This is a genomic window from Pseudoalteromonas sp. S3776 (genome assembly GCF_005886915.1).
In the GTDB taxonomy this organism is placed as follows: domain Bacteria; phylum Pseudomonadota; class Gammaproteobacteria; order Enterobacterales; family Alteromonadaceae; genus Pseudoalteromonas.
The window spans coordinates 35,202-61,197 of the sequence record NZ_PNCU01000021.1 but is presented as its reverse complement, the minus strand read 5'-3'; the positions used below and the strand labels follow the sequence as shown (position 1 = coordinate 61,197).

General features: G+C 42.7%; 19 protein-coding genes and 2 pseudogenes. 12 read left to right on the top strand and 9 right to left on the bottom strand.

The window, feature by feature from the left end:
- Position 1 precedes the first annotated feature (1 nt).
- The 3 genes from CWC16_RS10495 to CWC16_RS10485 all read left to right on the top strand — a co-directional run bounded on the left by CWC16_RS10495 (position 2) and on the right by CWC16_RS10485 (position 4,888).
- Positions 2–763, top strand: a complete 762-nt coding sequence (locus CWC16_RS10495; protein WP_138541504.1) for a SapC family protein — start codon at positions 2–4, stop codon at positions 761–763.
- A gap of 81 nt (positions 764–844) precedes the next feature.
- Positions 845–2,323 carry an SLC5 family protein gene (locus CWC16_RS10490; RefSeq protein WP_138541503.1) on the top strand — a complete coding sequence of 493 codons (1,479 nt, stop codon included), beginning with the start codon at positions 845–847 and terminating at the stop codon, positions 2,321–2,323.
- Between the two features lie 432 nt (positions 2,324–2,755).
- Positions 2,756–4,888: an alpha-galactosidase gene (locus tag CWC16_RS10485; protein WP_138541502.1), complete on the top strand. Its 2,133-nt coding sequence runs from the start codon at positions 2,756–2,758 to the stop codon at positions 4,886–4,888.
- A gap of 53 nt (positions 4,889–4,941) precedes the next feature.
- Here CWC16_RS10485 and CWC16_RS10480 read toward each other — a convergent pair whose 3' ends face one another.
- A complete protein-coding gene (locus CWC16_RS10480) occupies positions 4,942–5,643 on the bottom strand; it encodes a FadR/GntR family transcriptional regulator (protein WP_138541501.1) in 702 nt (233 codons plus the stop codon).
- A gap of 177 nt (positions 5,644–5,820) precedes the next feature.
- Between CWC16_RS10480 and CWC16_RS10475 the strand changes: the two genes are divergently transcribed.
- Positions 5,821–6,579, top strand: coding sequence for an SDR family NAD(P)-dependent oxidoreductase (locus tag CWC16_RS10475; protein ID WP_055015617.1), 759 nt, complete (start codon positions 5,821–5,823; stop codon positions 6,577–6,579).
- A gap of 1 nt (position 6,580) precedes the next feature.
- The gene (locus tag CWC16_RS10470; protein ID WP_138541500.1) at positions 6,581–7,531 is read left to right on the top strand and encodes a 2-dehydro-3-deoxygalactonokinase; all 951 of its coding nucleotides are present in this window, start codon (positions 6,581–6,583) and stop codon (positions 7,529–7,531) included.
- A gap of 87 nt (positions 7,532–7,618) precedes the next feature.
- On the opposite strand, the gene glpD is transcribed toward CWC16_RS10470, so the two are convergent.
- The 7 genes from glpD to galE all read right to left on the bottom strand — a co-directional run bounded on the left by glpD (position 7,619) and on the right by galE (position 16,630).
- Positions 7,619–9,124, bottom strand: a complete 1,506-nt coding sequence (gene glpD / locus CWC16_RS10465; RefSeq protein ID WP_138541499.1) for a glycerol-3-phosphate dehydrogenase — start codon at positions 9,122–9,124, stop codon at positions 7,619–7,621.
- A gap of 198 nt (positions 9,125–9,322) precedes the next feature.
- The gene (glpK, locus tag CWC16_RS10460) at positions 9,323–10,825 is read right to left on the bottom strand and encodes a glycerol kinase GlpK (protein WP_055015614.1); all 1,503 of its coding nucleotides are present in this window, start codon (positions 10,823–10,825) and stop codon (positions 9,323–9,325) included.
- A 206-nt stretch (positions 10,826–11,031) separates the two neighbouring features.
- Positions 11,032–12,360, bottom strand: coding sequence for an alpha/beta hydrolase family protein (locus CWC16_RS10455; protein WP_138541498.1), 1,329 nt, complete (start codon positions 12,358–12,360; stop codon positions 11,032–11,034).
- Between the two features lie 31 nt (positions 12,361–12,391).
- On the bottom strand, positions 12,392–13,393 hold the full coding sequence (locus CWC16_RS10450; RefSeq protein WP_138541497.1) for a Gfo/Idh/MocA family protein: 1,002 nt from the start codon (positions 13,391–13,393) through the stop codon (positions 12,392–12,394).
- Between the two features lie 19 nt (positions 13,394–13,412).
- The gene (gene galK, locus CWC16_RS10445; protein WP_138541496.1) at positions 13,413–14,561 is read right to left on the bottom strand and encodes a galactokinase; all 1,149 of its coding nucleotides are present in this window, start codon (positions 14,559–14,561) and stop codon (positions 13,413–13,415) included.
- Positions 14,551–15,615 (bottom strand): UDP-glucose--hexose-1-phosphate uridylyltransferase, encoded by a 1,065-nt coding sequence (locus tag CWC16_RS10440; RefSeq protein WP_138541495.1) that lies wholly within the window; start codon positions 15,613–15,615, stop codon positions 14,551–14,553. Before CWC16_RS10440 ends, galK begins: the two co-directional genes overlap by 11 nt.
- A gap of 1 nt (position 15,616) precedes the next feature.
- Complete coding sequence (gene galE / locus CWC16_RS10435; protein WP_138541494.1) at positions 15,617–16,630, bottom strand: UDP-glucose 4-epimerase GalE; 1,014 nt, start codon at positions 16,628–16,630, stop codon at positions 15,617–15,619.
- A gap of 303 nt (positions 16,631–16,933) precedes the next feature.
- Between galE and CWC16_RS10430 the strand changes: the two are divergent.
- A pseudogene (locus CWC16_RS10430) lies at positions 16,934–17,761 on the top strand (SDR family NAD(P)-dependent oxidoreductase).
- A gap of 305 nt (positions 17,762–18,066) precedes the next feature.
- On the opposite strand, the gene CWC16_RS10420 reads toward CWC16_RS10430, so the two are convergent.
- Positions 18,067–18,306 (bottom strand): HP1242/YdcH family protein, encoded by a 240-nt coding sequence (locus tag CWC16_RS10420; protein WP_138541493.1) that lies wholly within the window; start codon positions 18,304–18,306, stop codon positions 18,067–18,069.
- Positions 18,307–18,604: 298 nt separating this feature from the next.
- On the opposite strand from CWC16_RS10420, the pseudogene CWC16_RS10415 reads away from it, so the two are divergent.
- From CWC16_RS10415 to astD, 6 genes and pseudogenes are all read left to right on the top strand, one after another.
- Positions 18,605–19,593: pseudogene (locus CWC16_RS10415) on the top strand (zinc-dependent alcohol dehydrogenase family protein).
- Between the two features lie 271 nt (positions 19,594–19,864).
- Entirely contained in the window at positions 19,865–20,446 is a 582-nt protein-coding gene (locus CWC16_RS10410; protein WP_004588186.1) for an anthranilate synthase component II, read from the top strand.
- 46 nt (positions 20,447–20,492) lie between these two features.
- Positions 20,493–21,653: an HDOD domain-containing protein gene (locus CWC16_RS10405; protein WP_138541492.1), complete on the top strand. Its 1,161-nt coding sequence runs from the start codon at positions 20,493–20,495 to the stop codon at positions 21,651–21,653.
- 444 nt (positions 21,654–22,097) lie between these two features.
- Positions 22,098–23,303, top strand: coding sequence for an aspartate aminotransferase family protein (locus tag CWC16_RS10400; protein WP_055015602.1), 1,206 nt, complete (start codon positions 22,098–22,100; stop codon positions 23,301–23,303).
- An 84-nt stretch (positions 23,304–23,387) separates the two neighbouring features.
- Positions 23,388–24,404, top strand: a complete 1,017-nt coding sequence (gene astA / locus CWC16_RS10395) for an arginine N-succinyltransferase (protein WP_055015601.1) — start codon at positions 23,388–23,390, stop codon at positions 24,402–24,404.
- Between the two features lie 16 nt (positions 24,405–24,420).
- Positions 24,421–25,890: a succinylglutamate-semialdehyde dehydrogenase gene (gene astD / locus CWC16_RS10390; protein WP_138541491.1), complete on the top strand. Its 1,470-nt coding sequence runs from the start codon at positions 24,421–24,423 to the stop codon at positions 25,888–25,890.
- The last annotated feature ends 106 nt before the right edge of the window (positions 25,891–25,996 follow it).

Here is a 25,996-nt window from a genome sequence, read left to right as displayed (position 1 = left end):
TATGGCAATTAGTGAACTATCAAATACTCAACACCAAACAATAAAAATTAACCCTAATGCGGGTGTTGAATACGCAAAAACACAGCATTTAGTCAATCTACGTGCAAACGAAGTAGCAAAAGCTGCCTGCGATTTACCTATTTTTTTAGCGCGTAATGCACACAACGGCAGCTACACTATCTCGGGCTTAACCAGCTTTAGTGCTCAGCAAAGTTTATTTGTGAGTAACAATCAATGGCAAGCGCTTTATACGCCTGTGTGCATGCAAACCCAGCCGCTTTATTTACTCACTCGTGAGGCAAATAGCAGTGATTACTTTATTGCTATTGATGAGCAAAGCTCAGCCGTTAACACGCAGCAAGGCGAGCCGCTATTTGATGCCAAAGGCAACCCAAGCCTGTATTTAAGTGCGCAGCAAAAGCTACTAGAAAACGATTTAAAAAATGATTACCAAACGTATCAATTTACCCAAGAAATTGCCCGCTTAGGGCTTATCAAAAACATAGATATTGTTTTGCAGTTTGGACAAGGCGATGCGCAAACTATTCAAGGTTTGAGCACTGTTGATGAAGATAAACTGCAAACTTTAGACAGCGATACCATTGCCAATTTACACAAACAAGGTTACCTAAGCGTACTTAACAGCATGCTTATTTCGTTGTTTCAGTTAAATGCGTTAGTAAAGCGTCATAACCAGCATCCTGAACTTATGCCATTAAAGCAAATTAAGTTAGAACTAAGTCGAGATGCTCACGCACTGTAAGGTGCAATTTATTATTTAGCCTTCATAGGCTAATACGTTCACATAGGCAGACATTGCGTTTAACGCGCTGGAGACACACACATGTCAGACAACATTTTGCAGTTGGTGGTTTTTTTCTTTGTAACCGCCTTAATTGGTGGGCTTACATATTGGAAGTGCCGAGGCCAAAACCGTAATAGTGGTGATAATCAAACAAAAGAGTATTTTTTAGCGGGCGGTGGCCTTACTTGGATGTTTGTTGCAGGTTCAATTACACTCACAAATTTAAGTACCGACCAGCTGGTGGGCATGAATGGCAATCAAATGGCTTTGCTCGTGTGGTGGGAATTAGCGGCTATTTTAGGGCTTATTATTTTAGCCAAAGTATTTATTCCCGTTTATTACAAATACAACTGTACAACCACCACGGAGCTGTTAGAAAAACGCTACAACAATAAGCATATTCGCGCTGTTATTGGTGGCTTATTCTTTTTAGGTAACGCACTAATTTACATGCCTGCGGTTATATATTCTGGTGCGCTATTTATGCAAACCATGTTTAAAGTTGATATTCCGCTAATGTACATAGCGACCGCATTTGCATTGGTAGGCGCTATTTATGCATTTTTTGGAGGCTTACGCGCGGTTGCTGTATCAGATACTTATAATGGGTTGTTAGTGCTAGGTATGGCAATACTGGTTGTATTTTTAGCGCTTAATGCGATTGATTACGACTTTAGCGACATTCCACAAGAGCGCTTAACCCTTATTGGTGACGATGACTCGCCAATCCCATGGCCTACGCTTTTAACCGGTATGATCTTTATTCAAATGTATTACTGGGGAACTAACCAAACCATTACCCAGCGTGCAATGGCTGCGCCAAACGTTAAAGAAGCGCAAAAAGGGATATTTGCAGCAGCGGGTATTCGCTTTTTAATTGTTCCGGCAATTGTGGTGCTACCGGGTATTATTTCGTACAAACTGTATGGCGACATTGGCGATGCAGCTTATGGCCGAATTGTAGGAGACGTAATGCCCGCATGGTTAACGGGTGTGTTTGCTGCAGCAATGGCAGCAGCAGTGCTTTCTACTTATAACAGCTTATTAAACTCTGCAACTGCATTATATGTATGTGATATTCACGAAGCATACTTTAATAAAGAACCAAGTGTAGTAAAGCTAAGTGGCTACGTTACGTTGTTACTTACTAGTTTAACGCTTGTGCTTGTGCCTATTTACCAGCAAGCCGACAGCATTATTAACTTACTACAACAGTTAAACGGCTTATTAAGTATGCCTATATTCTCAATTTTTGTTGTGGGCTTATTGTTTAAAAATGTGGATGCGCGTGCAGGTATTGCCGCGGTTATTTTAGGTGTTGTTATGTATGGCATGCTGACATTTGAAAACTCGCCGCTACATACGGAACTACACTATATTCACTTAATGCCAATTACACTTATTGTTTGTGTAGCCTTTGCGCTAACTGTTAATAAAGTGGTATTTGGTTTAAATGCACAGTGGGCAGGCAAAACACCTGCTATTGAAGATACGCCACCAGTGCACGCACCAAAATAACCAGCAATAAAAAGTTAAGTCACTTTTTATTAGCCAGTTAACACATTACTAAATCGGCCTAAGGTAACTTAGGCCGATTTTTATTTATTAAATTAACCTACACTACACGTAGAAAATCCACCTATCACTCGTTGCGACTTTGAGCGCTAACTACGCAGAGATATTACAGAATTGCTCTGGCTGAAAGTCTGCTAAATAAATATTGCTGAAGGTGTTATTAAATTTTTTAACCGCTGTTTAAGTTAATGACTGGTACAGCCAGTAATAATATTGGCTAAATTACACCGTAAACACTATCTAAAAGTAATTTGTATGATATATACTATTATTTTAAAATCACTGACTGCAATTTGATGCAGTAAGCGGCGAGTAAGCACACATATAATGTACTCGCGTATTAAACTCATCTTCATTAAAGAGGACAGGAGAATCATGGCTGATATTAAACCATTCTTTCGATTAGACAGCGCAAACTGCACCGTTATTTTCGACTGCCAGAGCAAAACGCCAGCGTTACTTTATTTTGGTAAGCGTTTATCTGAGCAAACAACTGAAACAATGCTAACTCAGCTTGCGACTCGTCAGGAAGTAAAATGTGCCGTGGTTGAAGAAGCACCTATTTCTCTTTCTCCGCTATTAGGTGAAGGTTTTACTGGTGCACCTGGTTTAGAGTTGAGCAACGACACTATTGCTTGGTCAGTTGGGCCAAAGCTTAAAGAAGTTCGCCAGCCTTCACAGTCAACCCTTGAATTTGTAAGCGTAGATGAGCTTCGCGGTATTGAAGTTGTGCACAGCATTACGCTTGATAGCCACACCGATGTGCTAAGTGCGCATACGGTTTTAACTAATTTAAATGAGGCACCGCTAAGCGTTAATTTTTGCGCCGCACCCACGTTCCAATTACCCGATAGCATGAACAAGCTAGTAAGCTTTGAAGGACGTTGGTCAAACGAATTCCAACGTCAATCGGTTGATTTAGTGCTCGGCAGCTTTGTACGCGAAAACCGTAAAGGTAAAACCTCGCACGATGTATTCCCTGGTTTATTAGTACACACTGAAGGTGCAGGTGAGCAGCAGGGCGAATGTTATGGCTTTCATCTAGGTTGGAGCGGTAATAACAAGCTGCGCGCTGAGCTACTACCTGAAGGGCGCCGCTATGTGCAAATGGGTGAGTTATTATTACCTGGCGAGCTTACCCTTGCCAAAGGCCAAACGTATCAAAGCCCAAGTATTTATGGCTCGTTTTCGAGCGACGGCTTTAGTGCACTGTCGCGTAATTTTCATCGTTTTGTTAAAGCTAACTTACTTAGCCAAGCACAGCGCGAAAAAACACGCCCAGTGCATTACAACACATGGGAAGGCATTTACTTTGACCACGATGTAGACACGCTAAAGCAATTAGCCGATAAAGTAGCGCCATTAGGTGTGGAGCGTTTTGTACTAGACGACGGTTGGTTTAAAGGCCGCCGTGGTGATTATGCAGGCTTAGGTGATTGGACAGTAGATTACGAAATTTATCCAGACGGCCTATCGCCAGTGATTGATCATGTAAACAGTTTAGGCATGGAGTTTGGTATTTGGTTTGAACCTGAAATGGTAAACCCTGACAGTGACTTATACCGCGCTCATCCTGATTGGGTATTAGGCTCAGAAAATAACGAACAACTTAGCTTTAGAAACCAGCTGGTGCTTGATTTAACGCGTACAGAGGTTGTTGAATACCTATACAAAGCGATTGATGACATTTTAGTTGAATACCCAACAATTAAGTACATTAAATGGGATATGAACCGCGATATTAACCACGCGGGTAACTTCTCAGGCAAGCCTGCAGTGCATCAGCAAACACTGGCACTGTATCGTTTAATTGACCGCATTAAAGCGGCGCACCCAGGCCTTGAAATTGAAAGCTGCTCATCAGGCGGTGCCCGTGTAGATTACGGCGTGCTTGCACACACAGACCGTGTATGGACGTCAGATTCTAACGATGCACTTGACCGTCTTGAAATTCAACGTGGTTGTTCTTTCTTCTTTCCATCGTCGGTTATGGGTGCACACGTAGGACCGCGTGATTGTCATATCACAGGGCGTAATGTCAGTATTGAAATGCGTGCTGCGGTATCACTGTTTGGCCACATGGGCATTGAAATGGACCCGCGGGAACTGACCGAACACGAATGCAATGCGCTTAAAGCAGCGATTGCGCTACACAAAGAGCACCGTGACTTTATTCATGCTGCCGATTTGTATCGCCTAGATAGCGACGATTTATCAATTAACTTTGGTTTAATCGACGCGCAAAAATCAAAAGCGTTATTTGCGTATAATAGTGTACGCGAAACACCGCGTACTGCACCTAACAAGCTTCGTTTTGTTGGTTTAGATGCCGATACACAGTACACACTTAATTTAGTGTGGCCTGTTAAATTTGAAGAATACCGTCCTTCATCTATTGCGGCTGTTAACGGAAAAACATTTACCGGTGAAGCGTTGATGGAATTTGGCCTACAAATGCCAATTTCATTCCCGCAAACATCACTTATTTTTGAGCTTACTAAAGTATAGCAAGCAGTAAAAAGGGAGCTCATTAGCTCCCTTTTTAATTGCTCGAAAAATTATTAATCGAGTTTAGACTCAATCAGCTCAAGCGCTTCTTCTAAAATGGTTTCTACTGCTTGTTTAGCGCGCTGCGGGTTACGCGATTTAATCGTATCTAAAATGTCAGCGTGCTTTGCAACGTCTGCCCCTGGCACACCTTTAATATGATTGGTATAGCGAATACTTACGCGCAGCGCGGTGCTAATAAATTCTGTTAACTGCACAAAGAAACGGTTATTACTGGCCACTAAAATACTAGTATGAAAAGCAATATCTGCCTCTAATGGGTCATCTAATCCTTGATCTGCATCGGCCATACGGGCAAGTGCGTTGTCTATTTCAGCAAGTTGTTCGGCGCTGGCATTTTCAGCAGCTAAGGCGGCAGCTTGTGGCTCAAGTGCTACACGTACTTGTGTAAACTCTTTTAATAAAGAAAGTGACGGTTTACTGCTTAAAATCCAGCGCAATACGTCGGTGTCAAACATATTCCAGCTGCTCTCTGGCAGTACGCGAATACCTTGTTTAGGACGAGAAGATATTAAGCCCTTAGCAGAGAGCATTTTGACGGCTTCGCGCGTGGCACTGCGACTCACATCGTATTTTACGCATAGGTCAGCTTCTGAGGGCAGGCCTTCGTTAACTGGGTATACGCCACGCACAATTGCAAAGCCCAAATCATGGGTTAATTGTTGTGTTAAGTTTTGACGAGGTTGGCTTTTCATTGAGCGGTATCCGAGTGAGTTATTGCTTTATTATATATCATATATCATATTAATGTACGAAAGGATATGTTATAAACTTTGCTAAAGGCAAGTATTTTAACACAGCTGTAATAGTAATCTCTTTAGCAAATAATTATAAGTACTAAGAGAAGCAGTTTGTATTATGGAGAAACGCATTTGAATAATCACGCTCAGTACCCCAGTATTTCTGGCAAAGTTGTTTTTATTACTGGGGGGGCTTCAGGCATTGGCCGAGCAATGGTAAAAGCATTTGCCGCTCAGTCTGCCAAAATAGCCTTTATAGATATTAATAACGACGCTGCTCAATCTCTTATTGCCTCATTGCCTAACGCTAAATTATGGTTTAGACAGGTTGATGTTACCGACTCAAATGCTTTGCAGCAATCTTTGGTAGATGCATGCGCTGAACTAGGGGCTATCAATGTTCTGGTAAACAATGTAGCGAACGACCGCCGCCAAGCCAGTGAAGATGTTACTGTCCAAGATTGGGACCAATGCCTACAAATTAACTTAAATCCGGCGTTTTTTGCCTCGCAAGTTGCTATGTCTTTTATGAAAAGCGAAGGCGCGGGGAGTATTATTAATTTTAGCTCTATTAATGCCATTATGGGGCAGCCGCAAATGGCGGGTTATGTTACAGCAAAGGCTGGCTTAATCGGCATGACTAAGGCACTTGCTCGCGATTATGGTGAGTTTGGCATAAGAGTAAATGCTATCTTGCCGGGTTGGGTTGCCACCGACCGCCAATTAGCCAGTTGGTTTACTAAAGAAGAGCAAGTGAAGTGGATGGAAGCCATGGCACTTAAAAAGTTAGTAACCCCTGAAGATGTGGCTAACTTGGCACTTTTTTTAGCTGCCGACGAAAGCAGTATGATCACAGGTCAAGGCATTAAAATTGACGGTGGGAGGCTCTAAGTTGCAGCACTTAAACCTTTTTATAGCCGTAGATTGGGGCACGAGTCATTTACGCGCTTATTTATGCAGCGTAAATACCACAGGGCAATTAACGCTAATTGCTCAGCGCGACGGCCCAGGTGTGATTAGAGATAAACAAAATTTTGAACACACTTTAATTGGTGTCGTTGCACCATGGACCAGTGAATACGGCGTTTTACCTATTTATATGGCTGGGCAAATCACCTCAAGTATTGGCTGGAAAGAGACCCCTTATTTGGCGTGCCCTATAAACCCCGAAAGCCTACTCAGTGGCGCAATTAACTTTGATTGTGCAGGTAATAAAGTCAGTGCCTTGCCTGGCACAAAGTGTACATTAAAAAACAATTTATTTGATGTAATGCGCGGCGAAGAACTGCAAATTTTAGGGTTTTTAAAACAAAATCCGACCTATCAGCACGGTGAGGTACTCATTTGTTTACCCGGTACCCATACTAAATGGGTGCTGTTAAAAGGTGGCCATATTATCTGTTTTAAAACCGCAATGACGGGCGAATTATACGACTTGCTATGCCATCAAAGTGTACTTATTCCTAACGATTGTGAGGCAGGGGAGTTTGATTGGCATGCCTTTGAGCAAGGTTGTGAACTTACCCTAGGCAGTGACAGCGGTAATTTGGCGCACGGTATTTTTAGTGTCCGTACGCGCCAGCTTTCAAAAGAGTTAACACCAGTGCAAGCCAAGGCGTATTTGTCGGGCGTGTTAATAGGTAGTGATGTACGCGCAGCACGCCATGCTAGCGAATGGCAATTAGTGAATAACTCTAAAGTGGTGGTTATTGGCACAGAGCAACTAAATACCTGTTTTACCCATGCGTTAAATTGCATTGGTGTGCAGTGTTTAGAGTTTGACGTGAAAGAGGCTACGTTAAGTGGTTTTAACTATTTATTTAATAGTAATAAAACCAAGTAAATATAAAAAAGCCCCCAATATTGAATGTACAATTATTGTGGGCTAGTTCTTAAATTAAGTAAGGGGGAAATTGGCTGTAGTCTGCTGTCAGGCTGTTTTAGCCCCTTGGCTTTGCGCAATATAATGATTAAGCGTGGCCACTTGCGCGTCATTAAAACGCAGGCCTAGTTTACTTCTGCGCCATAAAATATTGTAAGCGTTGCCCGCCCATTCTTCGTTTAGTAAGTAATCGACTTCTGCTGCAAATAAGCCATGGCCAAAGTCTTGGCCTAAATCATTTAGCTGGGTTGCATTGCCTAAAATTAATTTTGCACGAGTCCCGTAGGTACGTACAAAGCGTTTAAGAGTGATCTCTGGTAACCAACTATAAGCTGCTTTAAGCTCATTGGTCAGCGCTTCTACCGAGCTAAAATCGCCACCAGGTAAGGCGCTGTGTTTGGTCCAGGCTGCACTCATTTGCGGGTAAAATTCTTCAAGTTTATTCACCGCAGCTTCGGCAAGTTTACGGTAGGTGGTAATTTTGCCACCAAACACACTTAAAAGTGGTGTGTGTTTGCCTTCGCTTGATAGCTCTAACTTGTAATCACGCGTTACTTTTTGTGCATTAACTGACTCGTCATCAAGCAGTGGGCGCACACCCGAAAAGGTATGTACTATGTCTTCGCGCTTAATGTGGTTTTTAAAGTAGCTGTTAGTAATATTAATTAAGTAATCGATTTCTTTATCGCTGATTTTCACATCTTGCGCTGCGCCTTTGTGTTCAACATCGGTGGTGCCTACCAGTGAGTAATCATCTTCAAACGGTATAACAAACACAATACGCTGATCTTTATTTTGTAAAATATATGCCTGTTTTTCATCGTGAATTCGCGGCACTACAATGTGGCTGCCTTTTACAAGGCGAATATTTTGAGGTGACTTTTCTATCAGGGCTTCGTCAAATAGTTTAGCAACCCACGGACCTGCGGCATTTACAATGCCTTTGGCTTTAATCGTCTGTTGCGACTTAGTTTGCTGTTGCTCAAGCGTTACCTGCCATTGGTTATCAATGCGTTTTGCACTGACACATTTGGTTTGCGTAGCAATGGTCGCGCCTTTATCTTGAGCGGCTAGGGCGTTTAAAATCACCAAACGTGAATCATCAACCCAGCCATCTGAGTATTCGAACCCTTTTGTAATTGAAGGTTCTAATACGCTGTTTTCACCAAATTTAATGCCACGCGAACCAGCAAGTGTTTCGCGCTTGGCTAGGTTGTCGTACATAAATAAGCCAATGCGAATCATCCACGCTGGGCGTAGGTGCGATTTGTGCGGTAGCCTAAAGGTGAGCGGCCACATAATGTGCGGGGCATTTTTAAGCAGCACTTCACGCTCTGCAAGTGCTTCTTTTACTAATCTAAATTCGTAATGTTCAAGGTAGCGTAAACCGCCGTGGATCAGCTTAGAACTATTTGAAGACGTTGCACTGGCAAGGTCTGATTGTTCGCACAAAAGCACCTTTAATCCTCTGCCTGCTGCATCAGCTGCTATTCCAGTGCCGTTTACACCGCCACCGACGACAAGTAAGTCGTATTCGTTATCTGCTAATTCCACCGAGCTAACCTTTTTATTTGTAATATAAATAAGACATATAACATCATAAAGCGGCGGTTCTTATTTGACAATAGATAACCGCGCTTTTTGTGTGTTAATTTTTAATCCTGATCTTTTTAAAACATACAGCGTACAACGCGCTATTTAGCTGACTTTGTTTATGTTTGATAAGCCGCCAACTTAATTAGCGGCTAGTTTTTACTGCTGTTGGCAATCGTCACTAGATAAACGCACTTGCGCTACACAGTGCTGCCATTTTGCGTATAAATCATTACGCTCGTCAGCGCTCATTACTGGCTCAAAGCGACGGTCACAGGTCCACATTTTTGCTAATTGCTCCGTTGACTCATACACACCGGTTTGTAGGCCTGCTAAGTATGCTACGCCTAAAGAGGTGGTTTCGGTCACTGTTGGGCGCTCTACGGTTGCGCCTAAAATGTTTGATAAAAAGGCAAGTACCCAGTTATTTTTAACCATACCGCCATCAACCCTTAACACGCTTGGGCGTAGGCCATCACGCTCCATTGCTTTTTGTAAGTCTTTGGTTTGATATCCAACCGATTGCAACGCCGCAGCAACAATGGTGCTAATGCCTGAGTCGCGCGTTAAACCTAAAATAGCGCCCCGTGCATTTGGGTCCCAATAGGGCGCACCTAAACCTGTAAACGAAGGCACTAAAAATACCCCATGATCGAGCGGTACATCTTTTACTAACGATTCGCTCTCGCCGGCATGGCTCAATAGTTTTAAGCCTTCAACAATCCACTGCATAGTGGCGCCTGCCATAAAAATACTGCCTTCAATGGCGTAAGTTGGCTTGCCATTTAATCTATAAGCAACCGTAGTCAGTAAGCGGTTTTCAGAGGTAAGCGCTTTTTCGCCGGTATTAAGCATTAAAAAACAGCCCGTACCATAGGTGCTTTTCGCCATGCCTTGTTCAAAACATGCGTGGCCCACAAGGGCTGCTTGTTGGTCGCCGGCAATACCACATACACGTATTGGCGCGCCAAAAATATCGTCGCTGGTTGAGCCAAATTCGTCGGCTGAGTCCATGACTTGCGGCAGCATAGATTCAGGAATTTCGAATAAATCGAGTAACTCTTGATCCCATTGCTGAGTATGGATATTAAATAACATAGTGCGAGATGCGTTAGTTGCATCGGTACGGTGCTCTTTGCCACCCGTTAGGTGCCAAAGTAAATAGGTGTCAACGGTGCCAAAAGCCAGTTCACCTGCAAGGGCTTGTTCGCGTGCACCTTCTACGTTGTCTAAAATCCAGCGTACTTTAGTAGCCGAAAAATACGGGTCTAGCAGTAAGCCGGTTTTATCACTTATGGTTTGGCAAAGCTCGTCAGTGCTTAGGCTTTCGCAGTAATCGCTGGTGCGGCGGTCTTGCCACACAATGGCGTTATAAATTGGTTTGCCGGTTTTTTTGTTCCACACTAAGGTGGTTTCACGTTGGTTGGTGATACCAATGGCAATAATTTCTTCAGGCTTTACGTTTTTATCGGCTAGCACTTTACGGCTGGTACTTAGCACGGTTTGCCAAATATCGTTAGGGTCGTGTTCTACCCAGCCATTTTGCGGAAAATGCTGCGAAAATTCTTGCTGTGCTGTACCAAAAACGTCTGCATCTTTTGTAAACAAGATGGCCCGAGAGCTTGTGGTTCCTTGATCAATTGAGAGTATGTATTTGGACATGATATTTGTGTTATTTATCTTATCTTATATATGACTAGATTGCCTTTAACTAAGATTAATGGCAACGATTTTTTCTTAAAATAGCCGTTTAAAAAACAAACATACTGTTTTTATTTGCTAACTCTTTTAAATAACAGGTGTTTATAGCAGCATTATTTTAAGTGCGAGTGCGGCTATTTATAAAAATAGCCGCTTAAAGCTTAATATTACTTGGTGTGTGGTTTAGCTTGTTGCCAATCCATACCTGTAGAAAAACGATTATCAAACCCGTGCCATTGTGGCAGTGGCTTACCATCAACAATAGCTTGGTCGCCGTTTTGTGGTAAGTCTAGGTATTCACATTGGCTTGCAATGCCTTTTACATGGCAATCCATCATAGCAAGTACAAAGTGTTTGTTGGTCTCGTTTAGGGTGCGCATTGACCACGATGGCTCGTAGTAATGGCCAATATCTAGTTCGCTACTACTTTGTGCAATAGCAGGTGCAGGGTGCGGCGCAATATTATGGCGGGCGTTTTTGTAGGTAAGCATGTACTTATCTTTGCTGCCCGTTTGGTTATAAAGGTGCTTAATACCTTCATAACCGGATATATCGTCTAAGCTGCCCGCTACATAAAGCGAAGGCACTTTTATGTTTTGCATAGCACTGGCATTAAATAAGTTATGTTGCCCGCCCCAAGGCGCAAAGGCCACCATAGCTTTTATGCGTGTATCTACTTGCGGGTTTTTATATTGCCCACCAGCACAGCTATTGAGTAATTGCTGCACTTGCTTAATTTGTGCAGGGTCTTTTATACCGGTAAACATGGCGGTAGTTTGCTCGTTAAAATCATAACAGCCACCAATCGTATTAACTGCGCCAAAACCACCCATAGAGTAACCAATTACGCCTGCGTTTTTGTTATCTACTTGCTTGCTGGCAAAGTTATTTTGTTCGTTAAAGTAGTTAAGTACAAATTGCTGATCGCGTGAGCGGTTAATAAGGGTACTAAAAAAGCCCGAAAACGGCGCATTTTTAAAATCAACATCGGCATTGGTTGAGTCGGTATGATCTATGGCTGCCACAATGTATCCGTGCGATGCTAAATGTTCGCCCAGGTAATACATAATTGTACGATAGCCGGTATACCCGTGCGAGAGCACAATAACGGGATAGTGCTCTTTGTTATTTATAGCTACATCGCGCATGGCATCAGCTTGTAAGGTAAACCCTTTACCTGTACGGGTTATGTCGCTGTAGCTGGTCAAGGGGGCGTTTGCACTGTTTGCTGCCGGGTACCACACTTCTACCTTTAAGGGGCGATCTTTTTGAGTTTGGGTTGCAGGGTCAAACTGTGCGGGATTTACTAAATCAAGCGTTTTTACGCCAACGCTGTAATTCCCTTTTGCAGCAAGCTCAGGAAGTACTTCGCTGGTTAAAGATGGGTAGAGTTGCTCAGGCGTTTTTTGAGCTGCAAAAACAGTACTTGCTGTTAAGCAGCCAGTCGCTAGCAGTAAGGCTTTTGAAAGCGCCTTTAAAGTGTGTGTGCTTGTCATTGTGTATCCTTGTTGTGTGTATTTTTTATTATTAATCTAGCTCATGGGTTTCAACGCTAGCACTGTATTTAAGCTGCCACTGCGCACGAAGCGTATCCATTATGTGCATTACCCGCAGGCTGGTACTCAGTGGTAATACATTGCTTTGTGTTTGTTGTTGTAAAATACATTCGCTAACGTGAGCAATTTCAAATTTAAAGTTTTCATCGTCATTAAAGCTAAAGTCAAAATGCTGCACTTGTTGTGCGTTTAAATGAAGCTCTAACGACTGTGCACCGACAAAGTCAGCAATGCGAATATATCCGTGCTCCCCTAAAACACATGCTTCGGTAGGGCCACTTTGTTGTAATGCGCTACTAAGCTGCGCAAATTGCCCTTGGCCGTAATTTATAAGGGTCACGTTTCGCTCATCTACGCCGGTCGAGCTTTTATGTACTAATGATTTAATTTGCTCAGGGGCTTTATTAAATACCACATCGGCAATTGATATAGGGTAAATACCTAAATCAAGCAATGCGCCACCTGCGGTCGCTGGGTTCATTAAGCGGTGCGAGTCAGCAAAGTTGCCCGCTAAGCTAAAGTTGGCATTCACACTGTGTACTTTGCCTATTACGCCCTCGCTTAATAGCTGCTGCAGTTTTACTATGGCAGGTAAAAAGCGCATCCATACACCTTCCATTAAAAAGCAGTTTTGGTGCTCGGCTAACTGGCTAAGGGTAGTGAGTTGCTGTGCATTAACCGTAATGGGTTTTTCGCTGAGTACATGCTTATTGTGCATTAAACATTGCGCAATGGTTTTAAAGTGTTGCTCGTGGGTATTGGCAATATAAATGGCGTCAATGTGTGGGCATTGCATAAGAGCTTGGTAGCTCTCATAGCCTTTAATGCAATAGTGTGTGGCAAATTCATTTGCGCGCTGCTCGCTGGTCGATGCAGCGCCAATAAGCTGTGCATTAGCGCAATGCGTAATGCTTTTAGCAAAGGTGTGAGCAATATTGCCACACCCAATAATACCCCAGTTAACCTTTGCCATGTTTATTCCTTAATGATGTTTAAAAAGACGTAATTTGTAATCCTGAACCTGCTGAACATACGTAAATGTCGGCATTTAAGTTAAAGCGTTCAAAGTAGTGCTGTTCAACTGCTGCTTTAATAAGAGGGACTTCTGCATCACGGCATAAACATACAATCGCACCGCCAAAGCCGCCGCCGGTCATACGTACTGCGCCGCGCTCGCCCATGGCTTCTTTACAAATTTCGACTAGGCCGTCGGTCGCTGGCACGGTTACTTCAAAGTAATGTTTAAGCGATTGGTGCGATGCCGCCATTAGCTCGCGCAGCGTATCAATGTCGTTATTTTGCAGCGCTTTAGTTGCTGCAATTACACGCTCATTTTCGCTAATTACGTGGTGTGCACGCTTGTATTCGTTTTCGCTTAATGCGTCTTTTGTTGCTTCAAGCGTAGCCATGGTTGCTTTACGAAGCGTGGCTACGTTCATTTTTGCAGCTGCTTGCTCACAGTCAACACGACGTTGGTTGTATTCGCTATCTACTAACTTACGTGGGTAGTTTGAGTTAACAATAACAATGTTTAAATCATCCGGTACTTTTACAGACTCAGTGGCTAGGTTTTCACAGTCAATTAAAAGCGCATGACCGTTTTCGCCTTTTGCCGAAATAAGCTGATCCATAATGCCCGATTGGCAATGCATAAAGTCGTTTTCGGCCTCTTGGCCTAGTAATGCAATTTTTTCTTCGCTTAAACCAAGTTGTGCAATATGGTTAAACATACCACCAATGGCTACTTCTAATGCGGCTGATGACGATAAACCACTGCCTTGTGGTAAGTTACTGTCAATCAGTAAATCGGCGCCACGTAAAGTGTGGCCTGCACGCTTTAATACAAATGCCACGGCACGAATATAGTTGCCCCATTGCGATTGTCCTTCGCTAATGTCTTCATCAACACTAAAGCTGTCTTTTTCGCCTGGGTAATTTAACGAATGCACGGTAATTATGTTGTCGTCGCGCTGTTTAAACATAACTTGAGTACGAAACTCTAACGAGCACGGAAATACAAAGCCGTCGTTGTAATCGGTAAATTCGCCAATGAGGTTTACACGCCCAGGTGCAGCAGCAATACCTTGAGCAGGCGCACCGTACAGTGATAAAAAGTGTTGTTGAAAATCGTTAAGCGTCATCTGTGTGTCCTGCTGTTTTTTTATAGTGTGTGGTACTGGCTGCTTGTAAAATAGAGGCAGCTGTTTCTGCGCTTAAATCGCGCTGGCTTTCGCCTAGCATTTCGTAGCCAACCATGTGTTTTTTCACGGTGGCAGAGCGAAGTAGCGGCGGATAAAAGTGAGCATGTAAGCGCCAATGTTGCTCATCTGAGCCTCGATTAGCGGGAGCATTGTGCCACCCCATAGAATACGGGAAGCTACAATTAAATACGTTGTCGTATTTAGTCGTTAATACTTTTAGTGCCTGTGCTAGGGCGTCTGTTTGCGCATCGTTTAGCTGGCTAAAGTTTTGAATGTTATCTTTAGTTACGAGCAGTGTTTCAAACGGCCATGCTGCCCAAAATGGCACCACAACAAGCCAGTGCTCGTTTTCAAATACGACGCGGGTTTTATCTGCTTGTTCTTTTTGCACGTAATCGGCAAGCATTGCGCTGCCATGCTTTTTAAAATAGGCAAGCTGCTGGGTATCTTCGGCTTCTATTTCGGTTGATAAGTGCGAGTGAGCCCATACTTGGCCATGGGGGTGAGGTTGCGAGCAACCCATTATCTCGCCTTTATTTTCAAATACCTGAACACATTCATAGTGCTGTGCAAGTTCTGTGTAGTTGTCTTTCCAGGTTTTTACCACTTCGTGTAAGGCATCGTGCTCAAGCTCTGGCAGCGTTTTGTTATGCTCTGGTGAAAAACAAATAACACGGCATTCGCCACTTACTTCATCAGCAATAAATAAATCGCTGTCTGACGCTAAGCTTTGCGTTTGCTCGCTGGCATTAGGTGTCAAGGCGCCAAAGTCATTTTTAAATACATGGGTGTATTTGTAATCTGGGTTGCTTTCGCCATTTGCACGGGTGTTACCTGGGCAAAGTGGGCAGCTTTCATCGTGTTTTGGCAGCACGCTTTCGTTAACTGCTTCTGTTGCGCCTAACCACGGGCGATTATTACGATGCGGTGATACTAATACCCAACGCCCCGTTAGCGGGTTTTTACGTCTGTGAGTACTTTCTAATAAAGCCATGTTAACTCTCCAACCCACTTGGGTAATTAGTTTGCCAGCGCCATGTATCGTTTGTCATGTCGCTCAGTGTTAGTTCTGCGTGCCAGTTAAGTGTGATTTGCGCTTTTGTGGCATCGGCGTAATTACAGGCAATATCGCCTGCACGGCGCGGTGCAATTTTATAAGGAATATCTTTATTGGCTGATGCGCTAAAAGCGTTGATCATATCAAGCACTGAATAACCTTGCCCTGTACCTAAATTATAAGCATGAAAGGCAGTATCTGTTTTGTGCTGCATAAAGGCTGCTACATGGCCTTTAGCTAAATCTAAAACGTGAATATAGTCGCGCACGCCAGTGCCATCTTTAGTGTCGTAGTCGTCACCAAAAATATTAACCACTTCACGTTTGCCTACCGCAGTTTGGGCAATAAAAGGCATTAAATTATTTGGAATACCATTTGGGCTTTCGCCTAAAAAACCGCTTGGGTGAGCACCTACTGGGTTAAAGTAACGAAGCGCAATGCCCATAAATTTGCTGTTAGCTTTACATACGTCTTGCATGGCTTGTTCAACCATAACTTTGCTCCAACCGTAAGGATTAGTAGCGCGTATAGGGTGTTTTTCATCAATAGGGAGGTAATCTGGCTCGCCATACACAGTGGCTGATGAGCTAAATATAATATGGTTTACGCCTACCTCTTGCATGTTTTGTAGCATGCTTAATGTGCCCGACACATTGTTTTGGTAATAACGCAGTGGTTGCTCGGTTGATTCACCTACCGCTTTCAGCGCTGCAAAGTGAAATACAGCCTCTGCCTTGCTGTGTTTAAGGGCAAGTTTAAACTGCTGCTCGTCTTGAATGTCACCTAAAATAAACTCAAAACGAGTACCGGTAATTTTTTCGAGTTGATCAAGCACACGGGGGCTTGCGTTAGATAAGTTGTCGTAAATAACTGGGGTAATGCCTGCCTCATGAAGGGCAATACATGTGTGGCTACCTATATAACCCATACCGCCTGTAACTAAAACTTTCATGTGTTTTCTCGAAAAGTGTATTTATATGATAAATACTACTATTAAGGTAATTTAAAAACAATAGTTATGATTGCTCGTTATTTCAAATAAACGCTTAAAATTCGCCCTAGCAAAGGCACAGGGCTATGCCTACTTAATAAAGGCGCCTAGGTTTATCAATTAATTCTATAAACTGATTCTACTGAGTCACTAATTATTAGTCGTTAAAAGGGGTGCTAATATAAACAAATAGCAGTGAGTTAATGCCTGTGTAATTTGGCATTAATGCAATGGGCTAGTCTTAATAGAGAAGGATTGATCAACATGAAAAAAACAATTTTATTAACCGGTGCCACCGACGGTATTGGCCTAGAGACTGCTAAAATGTTGTTAGCACAAGGGCATATTGTATTATTGCACGGACGCAACCAAGACAAGTTAAAGGCCGTACAAGCAAGCCTAAACGCTGATTACCCGTAAGTAAGCACAGCGACCTACATTGCTGATTTAAGCGATATGGCGCAAGTAAACACATTAGCTCAGTCAGTGTTAGCCGACTTACAAAACGCGAATAAAACACTCGATGTACTTATTAATAACGCCGGTGTATATAAATTGCCAAATATCACCACTGTAGATGGGCTAGATGCACGTTTTGCAGTTAATACGTTAGCGCCTTATTTACTTACTAAAGCGTTACTGCCTGTAATGAACACGCAATCACGTGTGGTTAACGTGTCATCGGCTGCACAAACCAGCGTTAACTTTGACTCGTTAGTGGGCAAAAAGCCACTGTCAGATAGCGCAGCTTACGCGCAAAGCAAATTGGCTATTACTATGTGGTCGCGTCACTTAGGTTTAGCACTTAAAGGTAACGGGCCGTTAGTCGTTGCGCTAAAACCTAAGTCGTTATTAGGTAGTAAAATGGTAAAAGATGCCTACGGGCTTGCTGGTGGCGACTTAAAACTAGGCGCCGATATTTTTTGCCGCGCCGCATTAAGTGACGAATTTAAAGATGCCACTGGCCTTTATTTCGATAACGATGCAGAGCGCTTTGCACCGCCGCATCCAGATGCGCTCAACCCGGATAAAAATCAGCAGTTAGTTGATACGTTAGATAGCCTGCTTACTCAGCTAAATGCTGATAGCTAGTGGGCTATTAACGCGAAAAATTTTACTCATGCCTAATAAGACCTAGTCATTTTTTATAAAGCCGATATGTGCTTTATACCAATTCGCAATATTACTTAATCATTTTCAGGGGCTAAACGTGTCGCTATCTGCGTTAAAAAATTCTCATTTAGAACAACTAAATAGCGAATTTTTTGCCTTGCTATCAACATGTTTATCCATCCTCAAAATAGACCACTTAATTATGCGAATTGGTATTAAATGTTTTACCCTTTGTTGATCGTCAAAGAGTTCACCTAACGGTGAACTCTTTTTTTTGTGCAATATTACTCTTGCTGTAAACGCTCGTATAACCAGTCTTTTAATTCTGAACGCTCATGCTTTAGCTGATTCATTTGCTCATCGCTAATGGGCGCATCTTTAAGCTCTAAAGTGCGTATTTCTTTATCTAGCTTGTCGTACTTATCTGCCTTTTTGGCAAATTCTGTGTCGCTTTTATTTAGCTCTGCAATGGTATTTAGGTACTGTGGAAAGTCATTGGTCAGTGAGTGGTCTTCGCCTAACATAGTCGCTCCTTAGTAGGATAAATGAGTTATTTAAGTGAATTACTACCTTTTCACTTATTACTCTGGGGTTTACACAACCATAAATCAACCACAGCAAACCTAAATGGGTATAGCGCAACGACTGGGTAGGGTTTGCCTTAATCCCTATTTTTAAAAAGGATAGGAGATATTTAAACTCTATTATCAATATTATTTTGAAACTGATTGTTTATTTAACTTATTATCATTTGTAAAGCGGGTGTCTACAATGAAACTTCACTCCATAATGACTTATCAACAGATAACAGAGGCAATACCCATGAAAGCAATGATAATTAATAATTTTGGTGGCACTGACGAATTTGTAGCAACAGAGGTTGCAAAACCACAAGTAACAGCAGGTAATGTGTTAGTTCGTATTGCGGCAACAAGCGTAAATACAATTGATATGATGATACGTCAAATGGGTGCTGACTTACCCTTTGCTCCAGAACTACCGGGCATTTAGGGATGGACTTTGCAGGCACCGTTGAAGCTGTTGGCGAAGGCGTAACAGACTTTGCAGTAGGTGATGAAGTATATGGTTGTGCTGGGGGCCTAGGCGATTTACCCGGTACACTTGCTGAGTTTATTCTTGCTGATAAACGCTTAATCGCTCACAAACCTAAAAACCTAAGCATGAAAGAAGCAGCCGCTATTCCACTTGTAGGTATTACAGCACTTGAAGGCTTAACACGAGCAAGTGTAAGTGCAGGCCAAAAAGTATTAGTACACGGCGGCGCAGGTGGTGTAGGCCATTTAGCAGTACAACTAGCTAAGCATTTTGGCGCTGATGTTTACTCAACGGGCGGTAACGCAGAGCAACTAGCACTAATAGAAAGCTTTGGTGCTACAGGCATAAACTTTAAAGACGAAACCGTAGAGCAGTATGTTGAAAAGCACACTAATAATGCGGGCTTTGACATGGTGTTTGACACCGTAGGTGGCGGTAACATGACTAACTCATTTGCTGCAGCAAAGCTAAATGCTCAGGTATCTACAACGCTTTCTTTATTAGAAGTAGATTTAAGCCCAGTACATTTTAAAGGTTTATCGTTAAACGTAATCTTTATGCTTATTCCAATGATCCACGACTTTAACCGTCAAGACCACGGCGACAAACTGACTAAACTTGCACAAATTGTTTAAGCAGGCGGTATGCGCCCTGTACTTGACGAACAAGACTTTAGTTTAGAAGACGCAGCTAAAGCGCATGACCGCTTAGCAAGTGGCCAAGCCATGGGTAAAGTTGTTATTTCTGTACAATAAATTATTAAGGCCGGCATCCTCGCCGGCTTTTTCTTATTTATTTCCTGCTTTTTTATCTGCACATAAATACGAACATTTCTAATATAACAAATTAGCCTTTACGTATTCTCTTTTCTGGCCCAGTAGTGTTAATCACTAAAGCGCAGCACGCCCTAGTGTATGTTGGGGAATTATTAGTGATAGAATAGGCATTATAAATGCTTATACTGCTCATTTTAAAAGCCACACATGTGAGCAAAGGGCACTCCATTTTAAATAAGGTCGTTGTGTAATGCTGTTGATGATCGACAACTACGATTCGTTTACTTATAACCTAGTACAATATTTTCAGCGCTTAAACCAAGAGGTGCTGGTAAAGCGTAATGACGAAATATCAGTTGCTCAAATTAAGCAACTTAACCCCAAGCATATTGTTATTTCTCCGGGGCCTTGTACGCCAAACGAAGCGGGCGTGTCACTCAATGTCGTTGAGCAACTAAAAGGCATTTACCCTATTTTGGGTATCTGCTTAGGGCATCAAACCATAGCGCAAGCGCTAGGAGGCAAGGTTATACGTGCTAAGCAAGTTATGCATGGTAAAACCTCACCTATTGTTCATAATAATAAAGGGGTATTTACCGGTTTAGAAAACCCGCTTACTGTGTGTCGTTATCACTCGCTGGTGGTCGAAAAACACAGTTTACCAAGTGAATTAGCCATTACTGCGTGGAGCCAAACCGAGCAAGGTGAGTTTGACGAAATTATGGGGCTACTTCACACAGAGCTTGCTCTTGAAGGCGTACAATTTCATCCTGAGGCTATTTTAACTACTCAAGGGCTCGAATTGCTTGCTAACTTTTTATCTCGCTTCTAACCTTACAGTAACCACCGAATGGTAACACTTATACTGAATGGACTTTATGACTGAACTTGCGTCGCAAAAGCGAATAGCCTCCATGCTTGACCAGCGTGCTCACGATTTGCTGCTTGGCCATAGCTTTGCACATCAACAAATTGGCTTTATTCATACGCTAGAAATTGATTATGGTGAACCCATAAAGCAGCGCACTTTATTAGAAGTAGAAGTTGCCGCACAGCATAAACGCCAGCAAAGTAGTACTGCGCATCACAAGTACCGAGCACAAGCGAGTAAACAACTTCATAAAGTAATTGAAACAGCCATATTTAAGCAATTAGAAGATATGGATGCTGTTATTCAAAACACCATAGGTATAGAAGATAACGTGGCCACCATGCTAGATATACTAGCGGCTAAGTCGGCAAGTGTGGGGCGCTTAGAGCCATTGGTAAATGATTCCAACTGGCTTGGCCGTGAATTAGTGTCATTAGTAAACCTGCCTTACTATCGAAAACAACGAAGTAAAAGTACCTCAGTAAAAGTAGACAGCCCCGCACTTGCACTGCGTTATATTGGGCTTGATAACCTGCAATTAGTTATCCCCACTTTTGCTGTGCGCCACTGGATGCCACACAGTACCGAGCCATTTCCATTATTAAAGCGCCGCCTTCGTGATGCTGCCATGGCTAATGCAATAGCGGCACAAAAAATTGCAGAGCTGAATGATGTTAACCCTATACATGCTTTTACACTGGGCATGCTAATAGATGTAGGGCGCATAGCTTTAGTGCGCTTGTACTTAAAAACTTTTGAACAGGTATGGCAACGCAAGGTGCAAATAGCACGCGAAGCACAACAAAAAGACTTACACACGGCCTTGATGGAATTAAAGCCAGATCCGTTATTTTTAACTACGTTGTTAAGCACTAAGTCGCTTGCGTTAAGTGCTAAAGTAATCCGCAAAATGGCTTTTAAAGCTTTACCGTTTAATCACGTGATGGCACAACTTGCTCATGGTCTTGAGCAAAGTAGTGATGTTTTCCCCATGAGTGAGGTCATGTTAAAAGCGCGATGCTATTCGCAATACTTAAACCTAAAACAACATCAACTTATTGAGCAAGATGAAATACATGCGTGGTTTTCGTATCATGGCTTCACTAAAAATGAGCTAAAAGTCCTCGAAACAAGCAATTTTACCAACCTAGCTATTCAAATTGACTAAAAAGCAGCTTATTAACTGGTCCTTATATCGGTAATTTGCGGCTGGTGGCGGCAAATTTTCATTAACTATTGAATTTTTTGTTAATTTTTTTGCGACTATTCATTCATTAACATCTTCATAAGTACACCTTACTTTAAGCACTTAATGTCAGGCGCGACTCACTGCATAGGGGCATAACTCTTAAAAAGTGACATTTATTTTCTATGCAAATAGTTATTCACTATCTATGAAATAATATCCCAAGGCCTTTATTTTAAAGGCCTGCATGAAAGTTTTTAACGAGACAGCACCACAAATATCTGAAATAATGAGCGCCTGAAAATTGAACCACAAGGCAGTTTTACGCTCAACCTTTTGCTATTAAGTGCGTAAATATCTTGGTTACATTTATAACCAAACACCTATTTTGATGTTTTGTGTTGCTCACAATTAAGAGGAAAAAAAATGACAGTCAATCGCGAATTATTTGATCACGTAATGGTTCCTAACTACGCGCCTTCAAGCGTTATTCCTGTTCGAGGCGAAGGCTCTCGCGTATGGGATCAACAAGGTAAAGAATTTATCGACTTTGCCGGTGGTATTGCTGTTAACTGTCTTGGCCATTGCCACCCTGCATTAGTAGGTGCGTTAAAAGAGCAAGGCGAAAAAATTTGGCACCTATCAAATGTAATGACTAACGAGCCTGCGCTACGTTTAGCTAAAAAAATGGTCGATGCGACCTTTGCAGAAAAAGTTTACTTTGCAAACTCGGGCGCAGAAGCAAACGAAGCGGCACTTAAATTAGCACGTCGTTTTGCACTGGATAAATTTGGTGCTGAAAAATCACAAATTATTTCATTTAACAAAGGCTTTCACGGTCGTACTTTCTTTACCGTAACCGTAGGCGGCCAAGCTGCATACTCAGATGGTTTTGGTCCTAAGCCTGGCGACATCGTACATTGTGATTACAACGACCTAGCTGCATTTGAAGCGCTAATTAGCGACAAAACATGTGCAGTAATGATGGAGCCACTGCAAGGTGAAGGCGGTATTATTTCGCCAACTGACGAATTTGCACAAGGCGTTCGTGAACTATGTACTAAACACAATGCACTACTTATTTTTGATGAAGTACAAACAGGTGTTGGCCGTACTGGTGAGCTATACGCATACCAAGGTTTAAACGTAGTGCCTGATATTTTAACATCAGCTAAAGCTCTTGGCGGCGGTTTCCCAATTGGCGCTATGCTAACTACTACCGAGATTGCACAGCACTTAAAAGTAGGTACTCATGGTTCTACTTACGGTGGTAACCCACTGGCGTGTGCCGTAGCTGAAGCCGCATTTGATACTGTAAATACCCCTGAAGTTCTAGCGGGCGTAAAAGAAAAAGCGGCATTATTTAACGAGCTTCTTAACGCGGTAAACGAAAAATACAATGTATTTAGCGAAATTCGTGGCCAAGGTTTATTAATTGGTGCAGCCGTTAACGAGCAATACAAAGGCCGTGCAAAAGAGTTTTTAGTAGCAGCTACCGAGCAAGGACTTATGTCGCTTGTAGCGGGTGCCGATGTAGTACGCTTTACGCCATCGTTAGTAATCACCGAAGCGGATATTCGCGAAGGTATGGTGCGTTTTGAAAAAGCAGTCGCAAGCGTAGTAAACGCTTAAACGCGTTAAACCACCTTATTAAGGGCAAGCCTGCTTGCCCTGCATATTCTATTTACCGTTATTGATAAGGGAGCAAGCGGACTCATGATGATCCTTCGCCCAATCCAGCAAAATGATTACGCAGCGTTATTAAAAATTGCCCACGAATCGGGCCATGGTTTTACATCTTTGCCGTTAAACGAAGAGTTACTGCAAAAGAAAATTGACCATTCTGTAAGTTCATTTGCTAAACAAACGTCACAACCTGGTGACGAAGGCTACCTGTTTGTTCTTGAAGATACCGAAACCGGTGAAGTAGTGGGTACTTCAGCTATTGAAGCTGCAGTAGGGCTTGATGATGCGTTTTATCATTACCACTTAAGTAAAGTAATTCACTCATCACGCACGCTCGATGTATACAAAGCGGTTGATATTTTAACCCTATGTAACGACTACACCGGCGCGACAGAACTATGTACCTTATTTTTGAAAGATGGATACCGTAAAAACTGTAACGGTAAACTTCTTTCAAAAGCGCGCTTTATGTTTATAAAACAACATGAGCAGCGTTTTGCACAAACAGTAATAGCAGAAATGCGTGGCGTGTCTGACGAAAATGGCAGCAGCCCGTTTTGGCAGTGGCTAGAAGAGCACTTTTTTTCAATGGACTTTCCAACCGCCGATTACCTAACAGGTATAGGCCAAAAAGTGTTTATTGCTGAGCTAATGCCAAAATACCCAATTTACGTAAACTTGCTAAGCAAAGATGCGCAAGCGGTGATTGGTAAAGTACACGACAACACGCGCCCAGCTATTGAGCTATTAAAAAATGAAGGTTTTACCTTCAATGGTTACGTCGATATTTTTGATGCTGGTCCAACAGTAGAAGCAAAAGTAGATAACATTGCCACAATTCGTAATGCGAAAGACTTTAAAGTAGAAATAGGCGAAGCGTCAGGCGATACCATGGTACTGCTCGCTAACGGCGAGTTAGAAAACTACCGTGCAACGGTTGCAGCGCTTAGCTTTGATGAGCGTGCAAGCAGCCTTATTTTATCGCAAGCAATAGCCGATGCCCTACAGCTTCAATCGGGCGACACCGTAAGCGCAACCCCAGTTTAATTAAGGAGAAAGTATAATGACTCATCCTGCACAATTTATTAATGGTCAGTGGTCACCAGGCCAAGGCAATGCATTTAATTCAGTAAACCCTGCAAATAACGACGTTATTTGGCAGGCATCTTCAGCGACTGCAGAGCAAGTAGATAGCGCGGTTAATGCAGCGCGCGAAGCATTTTACAGCTGGGCTGATAAAAGCTTTAATGAGCGCCTAGAGGTAGTAAAAACCTTTGCGGCAACCCTTAAAGAGCACAGCGAAGAACTTGCTGTAGCGATTGCTCAAGAAACGGGTAAGCCGCTTTGGGAAACGCGTACAGAAGCGGGCGCTATGGTAGGTAAAATTGCCATTTCTGAAAAAGCATTTTTAGAGCGCACCGGCGACGTTGAAAACGCTATGCCAGTGGGGCGTGCGATGATCCGCCATAAACCACACGGTGTAGTGGCTGTATTTGGCCCATATAACTTCCCTGGGCACTTACCAAATGGCCACATTGTGCCAGCGCTTTTAGCCGGTAACACTGTGGTATTTAAGCCATCTGAGCTTACGCCAATGGTTGCTGAGCTTACCCTTAAACTATGGGAAAAAGCGGGTTTACCTGCCGGTGTAATTAACCTTGTTCAAGGTGAAGTAGAAACAGGTAAAGCCCTTGCTGCGCATAAAGGCATTGATGGTTTATTCTTTACCGGTTCTTCGCGCACGGGTCATATTTTACATGAGCAGTTTGCAGGCCAGCCAGGTAAAATTTTAGCGCTTGAAATGGGTGGTAATAACCCACTAATTATTAAAGATGTGGCAGATACTAAAGCCGCGGTACACGATATTATTCAATCGGCGTTTATTTCAAGCGGCCAACGTTGTACCTGTGCACGTAAAGTATTTTTACCTAAAGGCCAACAAGGCGATGACATTTTAGCAAGCCTTATTACGGCTACTAAAGCCATAAAAGTCGGCAACTACGATGATGAAGACCAACCATTCATGGGCTCTATGATCTCATCTGCGGCTGCAGCAGGCATGGTTAAAGCACAAAATGAGTTGGTTGAACTTGGCGGTGAAGTACTAGTAGAGCTTGAGCACACAGCCAATACAGGCTTTGTAACACCGGGTATTATTGAGTGTTCAGCAATTAGCAACTTCCCAGATGAAGAGCACTTTGGCCCATTATTAAAAGTGTTCCGCTTTGATGACTTTGACCACGCAATTGATAAAGCAAACGACACCAGCTTTGGTTTATCAGCAGGTTTATTAAGCGACAGCGAAGCCGACTACAATCACTTTTTACGTCGTATTCGTGCCGGTATTGTTAACTGGAACCGCCCAATTACAGGCGCATCAAGTGCAGCCCCATTTGGTGGTATTGGCGCATCGGGTAACCACAGAGCCAGCGCATATTATGCAGCCGACTACTGCGCATACCCTGTTGCCTCGGTAGAACTTGAAAAAGTAACGATGCCAGCAACACTAAGCCCAGGCTTAAAAATAGATTAATTACTATTCTATTTGTAGTTATAAAGAATGAGAAAAGCAGCTTAGGCTGCTTTTTTTGTATTGGTATCGTGCAAAGCTAGTAATTAGTGGCGCTTTCTGCTTAAAT